The sequence below is a fragment of the Nonomuraea helvata genome (assembly GCF_039535785.1).
In the GTDB taxonomy this organism is placed as follows: domain Bacteria; phylum Actinomycetota; class Actinomycetes; order Streptosporangiales; family Streptosporangiaceae; genus Nonomuraea; species Nonomuraea helvata.
The window spans coordinates 2,269,867-2,285,879 of record NZ_BAAAXV010000001.1 but is presented as its reverse complement, the minus strand read 5'-3'; the positions used below and the strand labels follow the sequence as shown (position 1 = coordinate 2,285,879).

At 71.0% G+C, this 16,013-nt stretch carries 13 protein-coding genes; 5 read left to right on the top strand and 8 right to left on the bottom strand.

Features of this window, described 5'->3' with window-relative positions:
- The first annotated feature begins 102 nt into the window (after nucleotides 1-102).
- Nucleotides 103-1,107 carry a helix-turn-helix domain-containing protein gene (locus tag ABD830_RS10540; protein WP_344986387.1) on the top strand — a complete coding sequence of 335 codons (1,005 nt, stop codon included), beginning with the start codon at nucleotides 103-105 and terminating at the stop codon, nucleotides 1,105-1,107.
- Here ABD830_RS10540 and ABD830_RS10535 read toward each other — a convergent pair whose 3' ends face one another.
- The 8 genes from ABD830_RS10535 to aceB all read right to left on the bottom strand — a co-directional run bounded on the left by ABD830_RS10535 (nucleotide 1,108) and on the right by aceB (nucleotide 10,288).
- The gene (locus ABD830_RS10535; RefSeq protein WP_344986386.1) at nucleotides 1,108-3,021 is read right to left on the bottom strand and encodes a hypothetical protein; all 1,914 of its coding nucleotides are present in this window, start codon (nucleotides 3,019-3,021) and stop codon (nucleotides 1,108-1,110) included.
- A 57-nt stretch (nucleotides 3,022-3,078) separates the two neighbouring features.
- Nucleotides 3,079-3,291, bottom strand: a complete 213-nt coding sequence (locus ABD830_RS10530) for a DUF2277 domain-containing protein (RefSeq protein ID WP_344986385.1) — start codon at nucleotides 3,289-3,291, stop codon at nucleotides 3,079-3,081.
- 3 nt (nucleotides 3,292-3,294) lie between these two features.
- Nucleotides 3,295-4,035, bottom strand: a complete 741-nt coding sequence (locus ABD830_RS10525; RefSeq protein WP_344986384.1) for an IclR family transcriptional regulator — start codon at nucleotides 4,033-4,035, stop codon at nucleotides 3,295-3,297.
- 17 nt (nucleotides 4,036-4,052) lie between these two features.
- Nucleotides 4,053-4,805 (bottom strand): IclR family transcriptional regulator, encoded by a 753-nt coding sequence (locus ABD830_RS10520; protein ID WP_344986383.1) that lies wholly within the window; start codon nucleotides 4,803-4,805, stop codon nucleotides 4,053-4,055.
- Nucleotides 4,802-6,010 carry a (Fe-S)-binding protein gene (locus tag ABD830_RS10515; protein WP_344986382.1) on the bottom strand — a complete coding sequence of 403 codons (1,209 nt, stop codon included), beginning with the start codon at nucleotides 6,008-6,010 and terminating at the stop codon, nucleotides 4,802-4,804. Before ABD830_RS10515 ends, ABD830_RS10520 begins: the two co-directional genes overlap by 4 nt.
- Nucleotides 6,011-6,086: 76 nt before the next feature.
- Complete coding sequence (locus ABD830_RS10510) at nucleotides 6,087-7,250, bottom strand: FAD-binding oxidoreductase (RefSeq protein WP_344986381.1); 1,164 nt, start codon at nucleotides 7,248-7,250, stop codon at nucleotides 6,087-6,089.
- Nucleotides 7,250-8,686, bottom strand: a complete 1,437-nt coding sequence (locus ABD830_RS10505) for an FAD-linked oxidase C-terminal domain-containing protein (RefSeq protein WP_344987658.1) — start codon at nucleotides 8,684-8,686, stop codon at nucleotides 7,250-7,252. The genes ABD830_RS10510 and ABD830_RS10505 overlap by 1 nt, the downstream gene beginning before the upstream one ends.
- Before the next feature lie 24 nt (nucleotides 8,687-8,710).
- Nucleotides 8,711-10,288: a malate synthase A gene (gene aceB / locus ABD830_RS10500; protein ID WP_344986380.1), complete on the bottom strand. Its 1,578-nt coding sequence runs from the start codon at nucleotides 10,286-10,288 to the stop codon at nucleotides 8,711-8,713.
- 154 nt (nucleotides 10,289-10,442) lie between these two features.
- Between aceB and ABD830_RS10495 the strand changes: the two genes are divergently transcribed.
- From ABD830_RS10495 to ABD830_RS10480, 4 genes are all read left to right on the top strand, one after another.
- On the top strand, nucleotides 10,443-11,132 hold the full coding sequence (locus tag ABD830_RS10495; protein ID WP_344986379.1) for a DUF4097 family beta strand repeat-containing protein: 690 nt from the start codon (nucleotides 10,443-10,445) through the stop codon (nucleotides 11,130-11,132).
- An 84-nt stretch (nucleotides 11,133-11,216) separates the two neighbouring features.
- Nucleotides 11,217-12,635 carry a GTPase HflX gene (gene hflX, locus ABD830_RS10490; RefSeq protein ID WP_378520829.1) on the top strand — a complete coding sequence of 473 codons (1,419 nt, stop codon included), beginning with the start codon at nucleotides 11,217-11,219 and terminating at the stop codon, nucleotides 12,633-12,635.
- A 534-nt stretch (nucleotides 12,636-13,169) separates the two neighbouring features.
- On the top strand, nucleotides 13,170-14,378 hold the full coding sequence (hutI, locus tag ABD830_RS10485; protein ID WP_344986376.1) for an imidazolonepropionase: 1,209 nt from the start codon (nucleotides 13,170-13,172) through the stop codon (nucleotides 14,376-14,378).
- 13 nt (nucleotides 14,379-14,391) lie between these two features.
- Nucleotides 14,392-15,351 (top strand): DegV family protein, encoded by a 960-nt coding sequence (locus ABD830_RS10480; RefSeq protein ID WP_344986374.1) that lies wholly within the window; start codon nucleotides 14,392-14,394, stop codon nucleotides 15,349-15,351.
- Nucleotides 15,352-16,013: the final 662 nt, after the last annotated feature.

Sequence of the window (16,013 nt, the reverse complement as noted above, 5' to 3'; positions counted from 1 at the left end):
TCCGGTTGTTCCTTTATGCGCAACAAGCACCGGACTACGCAACGACCATAAAGCCCCACGCATCCCCGAACAAGCATGAGTAATCTGAACGCGGATCATGGCATGTCGGAGAGAGGCGAGATGGCGCAGCGGCGCTTACTGGAGGGGCTCGGCGTCTCCGTGACCGAGGAGAGCGCCTATCGCGCGCTGCTCCGCCACGGCCCGGCCACGCTGAGCGAGCTTGCCGCCGAGACCGGCTCGTCGGCCGCCGCCATCCGGCGCATGCTGCCCAGGCTGGAGGACCTCGGCCTGATCTCCCGCGTGGCGGGCCGCCCGCTGCGGCTGATCGCCACACCCCCGAACATCGCCATCGACATCCTCGTCGCCCGCCGTCAGGAGGAGATCACCCACAGCCGGGCCGCCGCCGCGCTGCTGGCCACCGAGGTCGCCGAGCGCAACGGGCCGAACCCGGAGGAGGTGCTCGAGGTGGTGAGCGGGCGCGACGCGGTGGCCCGCCGCTATCTCCAGCTGGAACGGAACGCCACGCGGGAGATGCTCGTCCTCGTGCACCCCCCGTACGCCGTGGACATCAGCGACGACCGGGAGAACCGGCAGCGCGCGGCCCGCAAGGGGGCGCCCACTCGCGGGATCTACGGCCCGCAGGCGTTCGAGCACCCCGGCATGCTGGCCCACACGCGCCGCGCCATCGCCGACGGCGAGCAGGCCAGGCTCGGGCAGGTGCCGGTCAAGCTGGCCATCGCCGACGCCCGCACCGCCATCCTGCCCCTGGTCTCCGACGAGGACCAGGCCGTGGAGAGCGCCCTGGTGGTGCACCCGTCCGCGCTGCTGGACGCCCTGGTCGGGCTGTTCGAGACGCTGTGGCGGGCCGCCGTGCCGCTCCGCCTGACCGGCGAGGACACGCTGGAGCCGGAGACGTGGCCGCAGACCCCGGACGCCGAAGTGCTGGCGCTGCTGGCGGCCGGCATGAAGGACGACGCCATCGCCAGGCAGCTGGGGCTCTCGCCGCGCACGGTGCAGCGGCGCGTGCAGGTGCTGTCCGAACGTCTGGGCGCCAGGACCCGCTTCCACGCCGGCTTCCTCGCCGCGCAGCAGCACCTGCTGGAGTGATCACGCTTCGGCGGCGAGTGCGGCCTTCGTCAGCTCGGCCTGGCGCCGGATCTGCCCCATGACGATGGGGTTCACCCCCTTGGCCTGGAACGTGGCGACCATCTGGTCCATCACCGCGTTCCCCCGGTCCAGGTCGCCCTGCCGCGCCTCGGCCCTGGCCAGACGGCGCATCACCATGTTCAGGGTGATGTTGTCGATACTCGCGTCCCTGGCGACCTGGGTGAGGTGCTCGATGCCCTCCTTGGGGTCCGGCTGCCGGACGCGCAGCCGCTTGCCCGCCGTCAGCGCCTTGAACTCGCGCTCCGCGTTCAGCCCCTTGACCATGCGGGCGTAGACGGCCAGCGGGTGGGTGCCGTACCGGTCGATGACCTCGTCCAGCGCCAGGTTGCCCGAGCGCAGCGTGGGGGAGTCGGAGCCGAGCAGCGAGAACAGCTGTCCCTGCTCCTCGCCCAGCATCAGCTCGGCCACCTGGTGGTCGTCGCGGCTGACCGGGAGGCGCACCCTGACCAGGCACGCGGGGGAGACGATGCGCGAGCCGTCGGCGGCGATGTACTGGGCCCGGACGTGGTACTCGCCGGGCTGCTGGAAGTAGTGGCCGTCGCGGCCGTGGCCGATGTACGCGCTGCGGTACATGGCCGGGTTGCCCTCGTCCAGCCGGATCTCCGGCGAGGAGTCCACGCAGTGCCGCATCATCGGCCGGTACAGCACGGTCCTGCCGCCCGGCTGCGTGATCGACACCTGGGTGAACTCCGTGTCGGGGTGCAGGTGGCCGTGCGTGGTGCGCGGCTCGCCGGCGCGGGAGAGCTTGAGCTCGACCACGACGGGCTCGCCCAGCTCGAACGACTCCTTGGCACGCAGCTCCAGCCGCAGCCCGGAGCGGTCCTCGACGGGCTGCTCGAACGGCGCGATCTCGGCGGCCCCGGTGCCGAACGCGTTCGCGCCCATGGCGACGTCACGGTAGAAGCCGTGGCGGAGGTGGACCAGCTCCGCGTCCGTGAACTGGAAGGGGAAGGCGGCCCAATAACCCTGCTCGCCGTTGGGAATAAAGTTCTGCACGTAATTCATCCACGACAGATCGCCGAAGCCGCCCTGCGGGCCAAGAGGCTGGGGCGGGGTGCCGAGGTTCTTCTGCCAGGAGTGCAGCAGATTGAACGCGTGCCCGAGCTCGTGCACGTACGTACGTAACTGCGCCCGCTGCGCCTGCGGCTCCGTCCCCTTGATCACGTCGTAGAACACCGCGGACCCCTGCCGCTGGTGCGCGTCGTTGTAGTCGAACATGATCCCCCGGAAGCCGCCCACGTGCTTGCTCGCCACCAGCAGCCACACCCGCCAGGCCGGCACGTCGCCGAACCCGCTGAACTGCTGCGTCATCGCGTGATGCAGCTCGGCGTCGTCCCACGCGAGGTCCGCGCCGGACCCGTCCACCGGGATGACGCCCGGCTGCGCGAGGGCCAGCTCGATGCCCGCCTCCGCGTACGCGGCGCTGACGCTCAGCTCCCTCGCCGGCGAGCCGATCGGCCCGGGCAGCGCGCCGGTGCGGTACGACACGAACGGCACGGTCCCGATCACGGAGTCCTGCTCGAGCAGCACGCTGCGGAAGAACGGCGACGCGAACCCCACCTGGTACGTGCGCCCCGCGACCGCGGCCGTCCCCGCCCCGTCGGCGATCGTGACGCTCACGTCCTTCACCGGGGTCTCGAACGTGAAGACCCCGCGGCCCTGGACCCGCGCCTCGTCCCCGGCGGCGTGCACGGTGGGGGCGTTGACCAGGAAAGAGCCGACGTAGGAGATCGTCGAGCCCGCCACGGTGAAGAGGTCACCGCTGACCCGCCCGGTGGGCCTGACCCCGTCGACATCGACGCGGAGCGCCAGCTGCGAGTCGCCGTCCTGTCCCTGGTAAAGCCCGCTGATCATGGGAGCTCCCTCGCTTGGGCCTACACGAGGGAACACTTCTCCCGCAGCGGGTGCCTGTCAACGCGATCCGCGAACTTCGAGCGCCCCGAGCAGCTCCTCAGACGCCTTCGTGATCGCCTCGACGGCCCGGTCGAACGCCTCGGCGTTGTGCGCGGCGGGCGCGCGGAAGCCGGAGATCTTCCTGACGTACTGCAGGGCCGCCGCCCGCACGTCCTCCTCGGTCACGCTCTCGGTGTACGGGGGGCGGAGGGTCTTGATGCTTCTACACATGCCCTAACGGTAATAGCCGATCCGCTGGCTTATCTCCCGCGCCGCCTCCACCAGCAGCCCGCCCACCTCCGGCAGCCGGTCCGGTGTCAGCCGGTAGGACGGACCCGAGGCGCTGACCGCGGCCACGACCGAGCCGTCGCTGCCCCTGATCGGCGCGGCGACCGCGTTCAGGCCGACCTCGAGCTCCTCCACGGTGGCGGCCCAGCCGCGCTCCCTGATCTCCTCGAGGCCCAGCCCGTCGGGCGAGGTGATCGTCCGGGGGGTGTAACGCGCCGGCTCGGCGGGGAGCCGCAGGGCGCCGAAGGCCAGCAGCACCTTCCCGCTGGAAGTGGCGTGGGAAGGGGTGCGCTGGCCGACCCAGTTGTGGCCGCTGATCGCCGCGGGGCCGCGCACCTGGCTGATGTTGACCGCGTCGCCGTCCTGCGGCACGGCGATGTTGACGGTCTCGCCGACCTCCTCGGCCAGGCGCAGGCAGACGGGCCTGCTCTCGCGCGACAGGTCGAGCTGGGCCGTGGCCGCGCCGGCCAACCGTACGACGCCGAACCCCAGCCGGTAGCGCCCCCGGTCGCCGCTCTGCTCGACCAGCCCGCCGTGCTCGAGCGCCGCCAGCAGCCGGAACGCCGTGGACTTGTGCACGTCGAGCGCCACCGCGAGATCCGTGACCCGGGTGGCGCCGTCCCGGGCGAGGATCTCCAGGATCGCGATGGCACGGTCGACCGACTGAACCGACGTGCTGTTGCTCATGGCGCAACAGAATACCGTTAACCTGCGTCGACCTGCGGGCCGAGCTCGGTGCCGAAGTCGCTGGCGATCTTCCGCATGCCCTCGGCCAGGTCGTCCCGGTCGAGGGCGTCGATGCGCTCGGCGGGCCCGGAGACCGACATCGCCGCCACCACGCGGTCGCCGTCCCACACGGGCACGGCCAGGCAGTGCACGCCCAGCTCCTCCTCGCCCAGGTCCATGGCGTGGCCGCGGGCTCTGACGAGATCGAGCTCGGCCAGCATGGCGGTCATGTCGGTGATCGTGTTCGGGGTGCGGCGCGGCATGCCGGTGCGCTCGAAGACGGCGACCGCCTCGGCGGGGGGCCGCCCGGCCAGCAGCGCCTTGCCCACGGCCGTGCTGTGCGGCAGCACCCGCCGGCCTACCTCGGCGAACATGCGCAGCCTGCGCGGCGAGGGCACCTGCGCGACGTAGACGACGAAGTCGCCTTCGAGCACGGCCAGGTTCGCGGTCTCGCCCGACAGCTCGACCATCTTCGTCAGGTACGGCTGCGCCCACACGCCGACCATGCTCTCGGCGATGCCGCCCAGGCGTACGAGGCCGCCGCCCAGGGCGTACCTCTTGTCGGATTCCTGGCGTACGTAGCCGCGGGCGAGCAGGGTCCGCAGCAGCCGGTGGATGGTCCCGTACGGCAGCCCGGTCCTGGCGGCGATCTCCGACAGGCCCGCCTCGCCCCCATGCTCGGCCAGCGCCTCCAGCACGTCCAGCGCCCGCTCCACTGACTGCACACTCATAGGGCGACCCCGCGCAGCGAGGCGTCCAGCACCTCGGCCGTGTGGGCCACCCGGATCCGCGCGCCCGCGCGCCGCATGGCCGAGGCGATCTGCATGGTGCAGCCCGGGTTGGCGGAGACCAGCAGCTCGGCGCCGGTCGTGGCCACCGCGGCGGCCTTCCTGTCGCCGAGGTCGCGGGCGGCCTCCGGCTGGAAGATGTTGTACGTGCCCGCCGAGCCGCAGCAGATGGCCGATTCGGGGATCTCGCGGATGACCAGCTCCGGGATGCCGCTCAGCAGCTCGCGCGGCTGGGCGCGTACCCCCTGGGCGTGGGCCAGGTGGCAGGCGTCGTGGTAGGCGACGGTGAACGGCAGCGGGTGCCGCTTGGCCACCGGCCCCAGCTCGGCGAGGTACTCCGACAGATCGACCACCCTGAACCCGGGCTCGCGTCCGAGCAGCTCGCCGTACTCCTTCATCGACGAGCCGCAGCCGGCCGCGTTCACCACGACGGTGTCCACGCCGGCCTGCTCGAACGTCCTGACCGTCCTGCGTGCCAGCCTTCTGGCCTGGTCGTCGCGGCCCGAGTGCACGCTGAGCGCCCCGCAGCAGCCCTGGCCGCGGGGCATGACCACGTCGCAGCCCTCCAGCGAGAGGACTCGCGCGGTAGCGGCGTTCACCTGCGGGAAGAACTCTCCCTGCACGCAGCCGGTGAGCATGCCCACCACGGCCCTGCGCTCGCCCCTGGCCCTGACCAGGCGCGGCAGCCGCCGGCGGCGCTCCACGCGCGGCGCGAGCGTGGCCATGGCGCCGAGACCGGGGTCGGCCCTGGTGAGGAGCGGCGCCATGCGCTCCGCCAGCCACATCGTGGGGCGCAGCAGCCGCAGCCTGCGCGGGTAGGGGAACAGGCTGAACACGATCCCGCGCACGGCCCGCTCCCGCGGATCGCGCACGTGCCGCCGCTCCACCTCCGCTCTGGTCTGCTCGATCAGGCGGTCGTACTGAACGCCGGACGGGCAGGCCGTGACGCACGCCATGCACCCCAGGCAGGCGTCGAAGTGCCCGGCCATCTCCGGGGTGATCGGCGTGCCCTCGACGTGCTGCTTCATCAGGTGGATCCGCCCGCGCGGCGAGTCCATCTCCTCGCCCCACAGCACGTACGTGGGGCACGTCGGCAGGCAGAACCCGCAGTGCACACAGTCGTTGATCAGCTTCGGGTCTGCGCCCATGGTCGCGCTCCCTCGGTCCTCCGTTGGCATAGGGCTGGACGCCCTCGCTCTCTCCGGCCCGGCTCGCCGCTCCACATCAGATCCCTCCCACGAACCGGCCGGGAGACATCCTGCGCCCGGGATCGAACCGTTCCTTGATCCGCCGCATCAACGGCAGCGCGCTCACCTGCCCCCACCTGTCGACGCCCTCGTACGGTGTGGCCAGCACGGTCACGCGCCCGCCCAGCGCCTCGAGCCGCGCGCGCAGCCGGGTGACCGTCGCCGCCAGCTCGTCCTCCGGGACGTCGTCCCGGCTCTCCAGGTACGCCCGCCCCGCTGCGGCCGAGCCGCGGAACGAGAACCCGGCTTCGCCGGCCGCGGCCAGCGCCTCCACCGTGCGAGCGGGCGGGAAACGCGCCTCCAGCAGCACCTCGTCCCTGAGGATCAGCCCCCACCACTCCGGCGCCTCGGCCGTGACCGTGCCGTCCCCGAGCACCTCGCGCAGCGCCACCGCCCGTGCCTCGGCCGCCGAGCCCTCCACCAGCACCGCGACCGTCGTGTTCTTGCCGTCCGGGCAGTCGATCTCGACGGCGGACGGCTCGGTCTGTGAGGCGGCCAGGCGCAGCAGCACGTCGTCGGAGACTTCGGTCTCCGCGACCAGCCAGCGGCGGTCGGCGGCCAGCGGGTGCAGCCGGAACGTGGCCTCCGCGATCACGCCGAGCGTGCCCTGCGAGCCGGTGAAGAGCTTGCCGAGGTCGTAGCCCGCGACGTTCTTGACCACTTTGCCGCCCGACTTCGCGATCGTCCCGTCGGGCAGCACGACCGTGATGCCGATGAGCAGGTCGCGGGCGGTGCCGTAGCGGAAGGCGCGCGGGCCCGCCGTCGCGGTGGCGAGCGTGCCGCCGACCGTCGTGTACTCCGCGAACGGCGGGTCGAGCGCCAGCTCCTGGCCCTTGTCCGCGAGTGCGGCGGCCAGGGCGTCCATGGTCACCCCGGCCTGCGCGCGCACCACGAGGTCGCCCGCGGCGTGCTCGAGCACGGCGTTCATGCAGCACATGTCGAGCAGGACGTCGCAGCGCTCGGGAGGCGGCCCCCAGTGCAGCTTCGTGCCGCCGCCCGCGGGCACCACCGCGAGGTCCCGCTCGGCGCAGGTCCGCAGCACGGCAGAGACCTCCTCGACGGTCTCGGGCAGCGCGACCCAGCGCGGCGGCACGCCGTTGACGGCGTCGTCCGCGTCCGCCTGCCTGACGGTCACCCCCATCACAATTGCTCCGCCTTCCCCGACTCCACCAGCGGGTGCACGCCCTTGCGCACGCCCGGGACCTCGCCGCACAGGCGGGGCGTGGGGAACACCTTGCCCGGGTTCGACAGGCCACGGGGGTCGAACGCGCATCGGACCAGCTGCATGGTGTCCAGATCGTCCGCGCTGAACATCTTCGGCATGTAACGCGCCTTGTCCACCCCGACCCCGTGCTCGCCCGTGATCGAGCCGCCGTGCTCGACGCACAGGTCGAGGATCGCTCCGGAGACCACCTCGGCCCGTTCGCCGGCCCCCGGCTCCGCGTCGTCGAAGAGCACGAGCGGGTGCAGGTTGCCGTCTCCGGCGTGGAAGACGTTCGCCACCCTGATGCCGTGCTCCTGGGAGAGCCGGTCGATGGCGGCGAGCACGCCGGGCAGGGACGTGCGCGGGACGACCCCGTCCTGCACGATGTAGGCCGGGCTGATGCGCCCGACGGCGGCGAACGCGGACTTGCGGCCCTTCCAGATCGCCGCCCGCTCGGCCGCGTCGGCCGCCACCCGCAGCTCGAACGCGCCCGAGCAGATCTCCGTGAGCTGCGTGAACTGCCGCTCCACCTCGGCCTGCGGCCCGTCCAGCTCCACGATCAGCACGGCGCCCGCGCCCTCGGGGTAACGGCAGGCGACCGCCGCCTCGGCCGCCTCGATGGCGAGCGCGTCCATCATCTCGATGGCGGCGGGCACGATGCCCGCCCCGATGATCGCCGAGACCGCCTGGCCGCCCTGCTCGATGCTCTCGAACGCCGCCAGCACCGTGGTGACGGCCTCGGGCGCGCGGCTCAGGCGTACCGTGATCTTGGTGGCGATGCCCAGCGTGCCCTCGGAGCCGACGAACGCGCCCAGCAGGTCGTAGCCGGGGTCCATGCGGTCGAGCGTGACGAGGTCGCCGTTGGGCGTGACGATCTCGCAGGCCTCGACGTGGTTGACCGTGAAGCCGTACTTGAGGCAGTGGGCGCCGCCGGAGTTCTCGGCGACGTTGCCGCCGATGGAGCAGACCTGCTGGCTGGAGGGGTCGGGCGCGTAGTAGTAGCCGCGGTCGCGCACGGCCTCGGTGATGGCCAGGTTCGTGACGCCGGGCTCGACGACCGCCCTGCGGTTGTCCAGGTCGATCTCCAGGATCCGGCGCATCTTGGAGGTGACGATGAGCACGCCGTCCTCGCGGGGGAGCGCGCCTCCCGAAAGGCCGGTGCCCGAGCCCCTGGCGACGAACGGCACGCCGAAGTCGTTGCACACGCGTACCACGCGGGCGACCTGCTCGGCCGTGTCGGGCAGCACGACCACGCCGGGAGTCGCCCGGTGGTAGGTGAGGCCGTCGCACTCGTACGTGCGCAGGCGTACCGGATCGGTGATCACCGAGTCGTGGGGCAGCAACGAGCGCAGGGCGGCCGTCAGCGTTTCCAGCACCGGAACCCCCTTACCTCTGTTCTACGGCATTTGAGCATAGGCCGGAAGTGTCAGGAACTCGGCGAAGTCGTCGTCCAGCGCCACCTGCTTGAACAGGGCCGTCGCCTGGCCGTACAGCTTCTCGTCGTAGCCGGGCTCCGCGGCGATGCCGGCCAGCTCCTCCGAGATGATCTGCTCGACCAGCTCCTTCGTCACCTGCGCGCCCGTGTCGGCGAGCGTGATGTCGTTGTGGATCCACTGCCAGATCTGCGAGCGCGAGATCTCGGCCGTGGCGGCGTCCTCCATGAGGTTGTGGATCGCCACCGCGCCCAGACCGCCCATCCACGCGGCCAGGTAGCGCAGCGCCACGTCCACGTTGTTGCGCAGGCCGGTCTCGGTGATCTCGCCCGGCGTCTCGGAGACGGCCAGCAGCTCGGCGGCGGTCACGTTGACGTCCTCGCGCAGCCGGTCGAGCTGGTTGGGGCGCGATCCCAGCACGCCGTCGAAGACCTCACGGCACACCGGCACCAGGTCGGGGTGGGCCACCCACGACCCGTCGAACCCGTCGCCGGACTCGCGCGTCTTGTCCGCCCGCACCTTCTCCAGCGCCACCGCGTTCACCTCGGCGTCGCGCCGCGAGGGGATGAACGCCGCCATGCCGCCGATGGCGTGCGCGCCGCGCTTGTGGCACGAGCGCACCAGCAGCTCGGTGTACGCGCGCATGAACGGGGCGGTCATCGTGACCGCGTTCCGCTCGGGCAGCAGGAACTCGCGGCCCCTGGTGCGGAATTTCTTGATCACGCTGAACAGGTAGTCCCAGCGGCCGGCGTTGAGGCCCGCGGAGTGGTCGCGGAGCTCGTACAGGATCTCCTCCATCTCGAACGCCGCCGGGTAGGTCTCGATGAGCACGGTCGCCCTGATCGTCCCGTGGGGGATGCCGAGCAGCTCCTGCGCCCGGGTGAACACGTCGTTCCAGAGCCGCGCCTCCAGGTGGGACTCCATCTTGGGCAGGTAGAAGTACGGGCCTTTGCCCTTGTCGATCTGCCGCTTGGCGCAGTGGAAGAAGTAGAGGGCGAAGTCGAACAGCGACCCCGAGACCGGCTGCCCGTCCACCCGGGCGTGCTTCTCGTCCAGGTGCCAGCCGCGCGGGCGCACGACGATCGTGGCCAGCTCGGCGTCGGGCCTGAGCGCGTACGTCTTGCCGCCGGTCTCGAAGTCGATCGTGCGGTCGAGCGCGTCGCGCAGGTTGAGGTGGCCGGCCACGCAGTTCTCCCAGAGCGGCGAGTTGGCGTCCTCGAAGTCGGCCAGCCAGACCTTGGCGCCGGAGTTGAGCGCGTTGATGGTCATCTTCTTGTCGACCGGGCCGGTGATCTCGACCCGGCGGTCCTCCAGACCGGGCGCCGGGGGCGCGACCTGCCAGTCGGCCTCCCTGATCTCCTTGGTCTCCGGCAGGAAGTCGAGCATGCCGCCCGCCGACAGCTCCGCCTGGCGCGCCTGGCGGGCCTCGAGCAGCTCCAGCCGCCTGGCTCCGAACTCCCGCTGGAGAGCCGCCACGAAATCGAGCGCCTCCGGCGTGAGGATCTCGTCGAACCGGTCGAGCATCGGGCCGGTGATCTCCATGGGACCTCTTTCCGTATCATGGAAAATCAGTTCTGGATTGTGGAAGTGAAGGTACTCCGCCGGGGGCTCCCGGGTCAAAAGTGGGGGTCCCTTCGGGGAGTCGTCGGGGGTATCCCCGATGCCCGCCGGGGGCGTACCGGCCAGGATTTACGGCATGAAGACGATCGCGATCGCGGGCGGGCTGCTGGCCTCCGCTCTGCTGCTGACCGGATGCGGGCTCGACAGCATCGCGGGTCCGAAGAACGAGGACACCGTCACGTATCAGGTCAAGGAGAAGGTGCAGAAGCTCCACCTCAGGAGCGGGTCCGGCGACGTGGCGATCACCGAGTCGGACACGGCGCAGATCAGCGTCACCGAGACGCTCTACTGGAACAATGACAAGCCGCAGGCCAAGCACAAGGTGGAGGGCGACACGCTGTCGGTGTACTACGACTGTCAGAGATCGTGGGGCTCCTGCGGGGTCAACTACAAGGTGGAGGTCCCCAAGGGCCTGGCACTCAACCTGGACGCGGGCTCGGGCAACATCACGCTCAGGAGCCTGACGGGGCTGCTCGACGTACACCTCGGTTCCGGCGACCTGGACGCCGCGGGGCTGGCGGGCAAGCAGGTGGTCGCCGACGCGGGGTCGGGGAGCATGGAGCTCAAGTACACCGCCGCGCCCGACAGCGCCGAGCTGAAGGCCGGCTCCGGTGACATCGTGCTCACCGTGCCCGACGGGTCCTACGACGTGAACACCAAGGTGGGGTCCGGCGACGCGAAGGTCTCGGTCAAGGACGACGGCGCCTCGCCGCACAAGCTCTCGCTGACCGCGGGCTCCGGCGACGTCACGGTGTCGGCCGGATAACCGGATGATTGCGGCGCGGATCTCGTGCCACCATCGTGGGAAGACACCGAGGTGTCCAGACGTTCCCTAATAGAGATGACACGTATGCACGATTACTCCGCACTCGACCTCGACGAGTTCGAGAACGGCGACATGGACCTCGAGGAGCGCCAGGCGCTGCGCCGCGTGGCGGGCCTCTCCACCGAACTCCAGGATGTCTCCGAGGTCGAGTACCGGCAGCTGCGACTCGAACGGGTCGTCCTCGTCGGCGTCTGGACCTCCGGCACCGTGGAGGACGCGGAAAACTCCCTGCTCGAGCTCAAGCTCCTGGCCGAGACGGCCGGTTCCGAAGTGCTCGAGGGGCTCATCCAGCGCCGCCAGAAGCCCGACCCGGCCACCTACATCGGCTCCGGCAAGGCGCTCGAGCTGCGCGACGTGGTCGAGTCGACCGGCGCCGACACCGTCATCTGCGACGGCGAGCTGACCCCCGGCCAGCTCCGCCAGCTCGAAGACACGGTCAAGGTCAAGGTCATCGACCGCACCGCGCTGATCCTCGACATCTTCGCCCAGCACGCCAAGAGCCGCGAGGGCAAGGCCCAGGTCGAGCTGGCACAGCTGCAGTACCTTCTGCCCCGCCTGCGCGGCTGGGGTGGCAACCTGTCCAGGCAGGTCGGCGGTCGCGCCGCGGGCGGCGTCGGCATCGGCGGCCGCGGCCCCGGTGAGACCAAGATCGAGCTGGACCGCCGCCGCATCCGCGAGCGCATGGCCAAGCTGCGCCGCCAGATCAGCGGCATGTCCACCTCGCGCGACACCATGCGCCACCGGCGCCAGCGGCGCGAGGTCCCGGCCGTGGCCATCGCCGGCTACACCAACGCCGGCAAGTCCTCGCTGCTCAACCGCGTCACGGGCGCGGGCGTGCTGGTGGAGGACGCGCTGTTCGCCACCCTCGACCCGACCGTGCGCCGGGCGCGCACGCCGGAAGGCCGGCTGTTCACGATCGCCGACACCGTCGGCTTCGTCCGGCATCTGCCGCACCAGCTCGTCGAGGCGTTCCGCTCGACGCTGGAGGAGGTGGCCGACGCCGACCTGATCCTGCACGTGGTGGACGGCTCGCACCCCGACCCCGAGGGGCAGCTGGCCGCCGTACGCGAGGTGCTGGCCGACATCGACGGCGCCTCGGACGTACGCGAGATCGTCGTGATCAACAAGGCCGACGCGGCCGATCAGGACGTGATCGATCGGATCATGCGGCGCGAGCGCGACAGCGTCGTGGTGTCGGCACGGACGGGCCGCGGCATTCCCGAGCTGATGGCGCTCATCGAGCGGGAGCTGCCTCGGCTGGACCACGAGGTTCACCTGCTCGTGCCGTACGACAGAGGGGATCTGATCTCCCGGGTGCACCAGGAGGGCGAGGTGCTCTCCGTCGAGCACGTGGAGGACGGCACGATCCTGCACGCCCGCGTGCTGCCCGGCCTGCAGCAGGAGCTGGATCGGGTGGGCAAGCCCGTGGAGCGCGTCTCCTAGCGCCTGTAGCAGTTACGGCATTGCGGCCGGGCGGTCCCCATCGGCACGGTACGGTGGGGCCGCCCGGTTGCCTTTGGTGGGGTAGATCGTCGCCCGCAAAGTACGCATGCCTACCCAAAAGCGTCAGTGGTCCCCGAGTCAAGGGGTTGCTAAGATTGGCCAGGCCCATCGTAGGTCTGGTGTGATCGGGTTTCTGGGTTTCGGGTTCTAGGTTTCGGATGATGACTCAACGTGTCGAAGTCGTCAACGGGGGCCGTGGGGACGATGTAGGGCTGGGTGACGGCTGGGATCATTGGGCTTTCTTCCGAATAACCCTGTACAGCGAGCCCAGCTGTGAAATAACGTAACTGAACTGAAATCGCTGGATCATGACTCTGGCGATACGGTCACCGCACAACAAGATGCGGATGAGAGCAGGAGACCCCCCATGTCGTCCGGACCCGGAGCGGACTCAGTGGGCGCGGCACAAGCCGTGCGCTGTGCGCTGCGCTCATGCCGGTGCGCGAGTGGGGGCTCACGCGAGGCGGTGATGCGGTGACCGTTCGACTGCTGACCAACATCGGCCGCCTCTGGACCGGCAACGAGGTCCTCAGCAACGCGGCCATCCTCGTGCACAACGATCGCATCGCGTGGGTCGGGCGGGCGCCCGACCTGCCGCAGAGCGTGCCCGGGGTCGTCGACGACATCGTCGACGTCGACCACGTCGAAAACCTGGGCGGCGCGCTCGTCACGCCCGGTCTCATCGACGCCCACACCCATCCCGTCTACGCCGGCAACCGCTACGCCGAGCTGGCCATCCGCACCGGCGGCTCCACCTCGGCCTCGATCACCGCGGCGGGCGGCGGCGTGGGCTCGACCGTCACCGTGACCCGCGGCACCGACCCGTGGACCCTCTGCAACGGCGTACGCGAGCGGCTGCGCGGCTGGCTGCTCAGCGGCACCACCACCGTCGAGGCCAAGACCGGCTACCACCTCACCCGCGACGGCGAGCTGGCCGACGTCCGACTCCTGCGTGAGCTGGAGAAGGAGCCGATGATGCCGCGGGTGCACGTCACGTTCCTGGCGGCGCACACCGTGCCGCCCGAGTACTTCGGGCGGCAGCGCGAATACGTCGAGGCCGTGGGCGCCTGGTGCGCGGACGCGGCCGCGGCGGGCGCCGACAGCGTCGACGTCTACTGCGACGAGGGCCACTTCACCACCGAGGAGTCCCGCTGGGTGCTCGCCTCGGGGCGCAACGTCGGGCTGCTGCCGCGCATCCACGCCGGCCTCTACAGCCGCCGCGGCGCCGTCCAGCTGGCCGCCGAGCTCGGCTGTGCCTCCGCCGACGGGCTGCACCACATGTCGGACGAGGACATCGCGATCATGTCCCGCTACGGCGTGCCCGCCGTCGTCTGCCCGGCCACCGCTCTCCAGCGCGGCCATCTCCCGCCGGTCCGCCAGATGATCAAGCACGGCGTGCAGATCGCCCTCGGCAGCGACCACAACCCCGGCTACTGCGGCATCACCTCGATGTCCCTGGTCATCGCCATGGCGGTGTCGGCCTTCGGGATGAGCGTCAACGACGCCCTGCGTGCCGCCACCCTCGGCGGCGCCACCGTCCTTGGCGCTCCTGACCGCGGCGTCCTGGCGCCGGGCCGGCTGGCGGACATCGTCCAGTGGGACGCCGACCACGAGGGCGCCTTCGCCTGGTCCTTCGGGCTCAAGCCGCGCCGGGTGTGGCGGGGTGGGACGCCCGTTCAGTAGCCGGCCCCGGGTCGTGCCGCCCTTGGTCGCCGTCGTCACCGACTCGACGGCCTATCTGCCGGATGTGCCGGGTGTCGCGGTGGTGCCGGTGCAGGTGATCGCCGGGGGTGTGTCGTACGACGAGCCCTCGTTCGGCGAACCTCCCCTGCGGGCGGGCGGCGGCGCGTCCCATCATGAGCGCGCCGCACCTGAGCAGGCCGTATCTCAGCATGAGAGGGCCGGCAACGACGGGATGCCTTCAGGTGGGGGTGGCGGCGGCTTCCGCGACGCAGGCTCTTTCAGGGGCGACCTCGCCTCCGCCAGCACCTCCCGCCCCTCGCCGGAGAGCTTCGCGTCCTGCTACTCCTCCCTGGCGGCCGCAGGCGCGACCGGCATCGTCTCGATCCACCTGTCCCGGGAGCTGTCGGGCACCGTCGAGTCCGCCCAGGCGGCCGCCGGCCAGGCATCCGTACCCGTGGAAGTGATCGACAGCCGTTCGATCGCCATGGGGCTCGGCTACCCGGTCCTGGCGGCCGCCCGCGCCGCCGCGAGCGGCGCCTCCCTGGAGGAGGTGACGTCGGCCGCCCGCCGCCGCATGGAGACCACCCGGTCGTTCTTCTACGTCGACACCCTCGAGTACCTGCGTCGCGGCGGCCGCATCGGCACGGCCGCCTCCCTCGTCGGCTCTGCCCTCATGATCAAGCCGCTGCTCCACATCGTGGACGGTCGCATCTCGCTCCTGGAGAAGGTCCGTACGTCGTCACGCGCCATCGCCCGCCTGGAGGACCTGGCCGTGCGGGCGGCGGGCGAGGGGCCCGTGGAGGTGGCCGTACAGCACTTGGGGGCAAGGGAACGGGCCGAGGCGCTGGCGGAGCGCCTGCCGAAGCGGCTGGCCGGTCTGGTGGAGTTGCGGGTGGTGGAGCTCGGAGCGGTGATCGGCGCCCACGTGGGCCCCGGCATGCTCGGCCTCACGGTCACGTCGTCTGACCTGTAGTTCCGTGCCGCTCGGTCTCGCGTACGGACCTTGGATCCTTCCGCTCTGCCCCGTTCGGTCTCGCGTACGGACCTTCAGCCCTTGGACGCTCGACCCGCATGGCCTCGCCCAGGGCCAGACCCCAACCCTTCGATCATCCTGGGGCGTTGTCCACAGCCCATGGACCCCTCTCCTCTCCATCCCCAGAACGAGGTTCGGGACCTCGGCGGCGACCGCTGAGAACATACGTTCGCTGCCGTGCGAACCCCCGATCCCACGGCAGAGCGGACCATAGCCGAGTCCCGGCTACGGTCGATCAACGCGCCTTCCCGCCGCTCCCGCCATCCTCTCGGCCGGCCCGCCGGCGGCACGGGTGAGCCGGCCGAGGTTCGGGCTCATGACGTTCCATTCGGAGCTGGAGGCAGAGGCCGCCAAGGTGGACGGCACCCATACAGCCCTCAGGGGAGTGGCCAACAAGCCGGATGGCCGTCACCCGGTCTCCACCAGAGAGGGCGTGAGGTTGAGCGGCCCCAGGAGGGGAGTCAGGAGGGGAACCGTGGGGTTCCCGCCGTCGTGCTCTCATCCGGTGCGACGGGCGGATGGGAGGAGGAAACCGCCTCACCCGATCCCCACGAAGAGCTGCCGAACGCTTCGGCCCCACCACGCCGAGGGAGCGGCGGCTC

Excerpts from the sequence above, each read along its gene's own strand:
- ABD830_RS10525 (WP_344986384.1), bottom strand. The coding sequence starts at position 4,035 with ATGAGCAACAGCACGTCGGTTCAGTCGGTCGACCGTGCCATCGCGATC.
- ABD830_RS10510 (WP_344986381.1), bottom strand. The coding sequence starts at position 7,250 with ATGGGGGTGACCGTCAGGCAGGCGGACGCGGACGACGCCGTCAACGGC.
- ABD830_RS10495 (WP_344986379.1), top strand. The coding sequence starts at position 10,443 with ATGAAGACGATCGCGATCGCGGGCGGGCTGCTGGCCTCCGCTCTGCTG.
- ABD830_RS10535 (WP_344986386.1), bottom strand. The coding sequence starts at position 3,021 with ATGATCAGCGGGCTTTACCAGGGACAGGACGGCGACTCGCAGCTGGCG.
- ABD830_RS10520 (WP_344986383.1), bottom strand. The coding sequence starts at position 4,805 with ATGAGTGTGCAGTCAGTGGAGCGGGCGCTGGACGTGCTGGAGGCGCTG.
- ABD830_RS10515 (WP_344986382.1), bottom strand. The coding sequence starts at position 6,010 with ATGGGCGCAGACCCGAAGCTGATCAACGACTGTGTGCACTGCGGGTTC.
- hflX (WP_378520829.1), top strand. The coding sequence starts at position 11,217 with ATGCACGATTACTCCGCACTCGACCTCGACGAGTTCGAGAACGGCGAC.
- aceB (WP_344986380.1), bottom strand. The coding sequence starts at position 10,288 with ATGGAGATCACCGGCCCGATGCTCGACCGGTTCGACGAGATCCTCACG.
- ABD830_RS10530 (WP_344986385.1), bottom strand. The coding sequence starts at position 3,291 with ATGTGTAGAAGCATCAAGACCCTCCGCCCCCCGTACACCGAGAGCGTG.
- ABD830_RS10540 (WP_344986387.1), top strand. The coding sequence starts at position 103 with ATGTCGGAGAGAGGCGAGATGGCGCAGCGGCGCTTACTGGAGGGGCTC.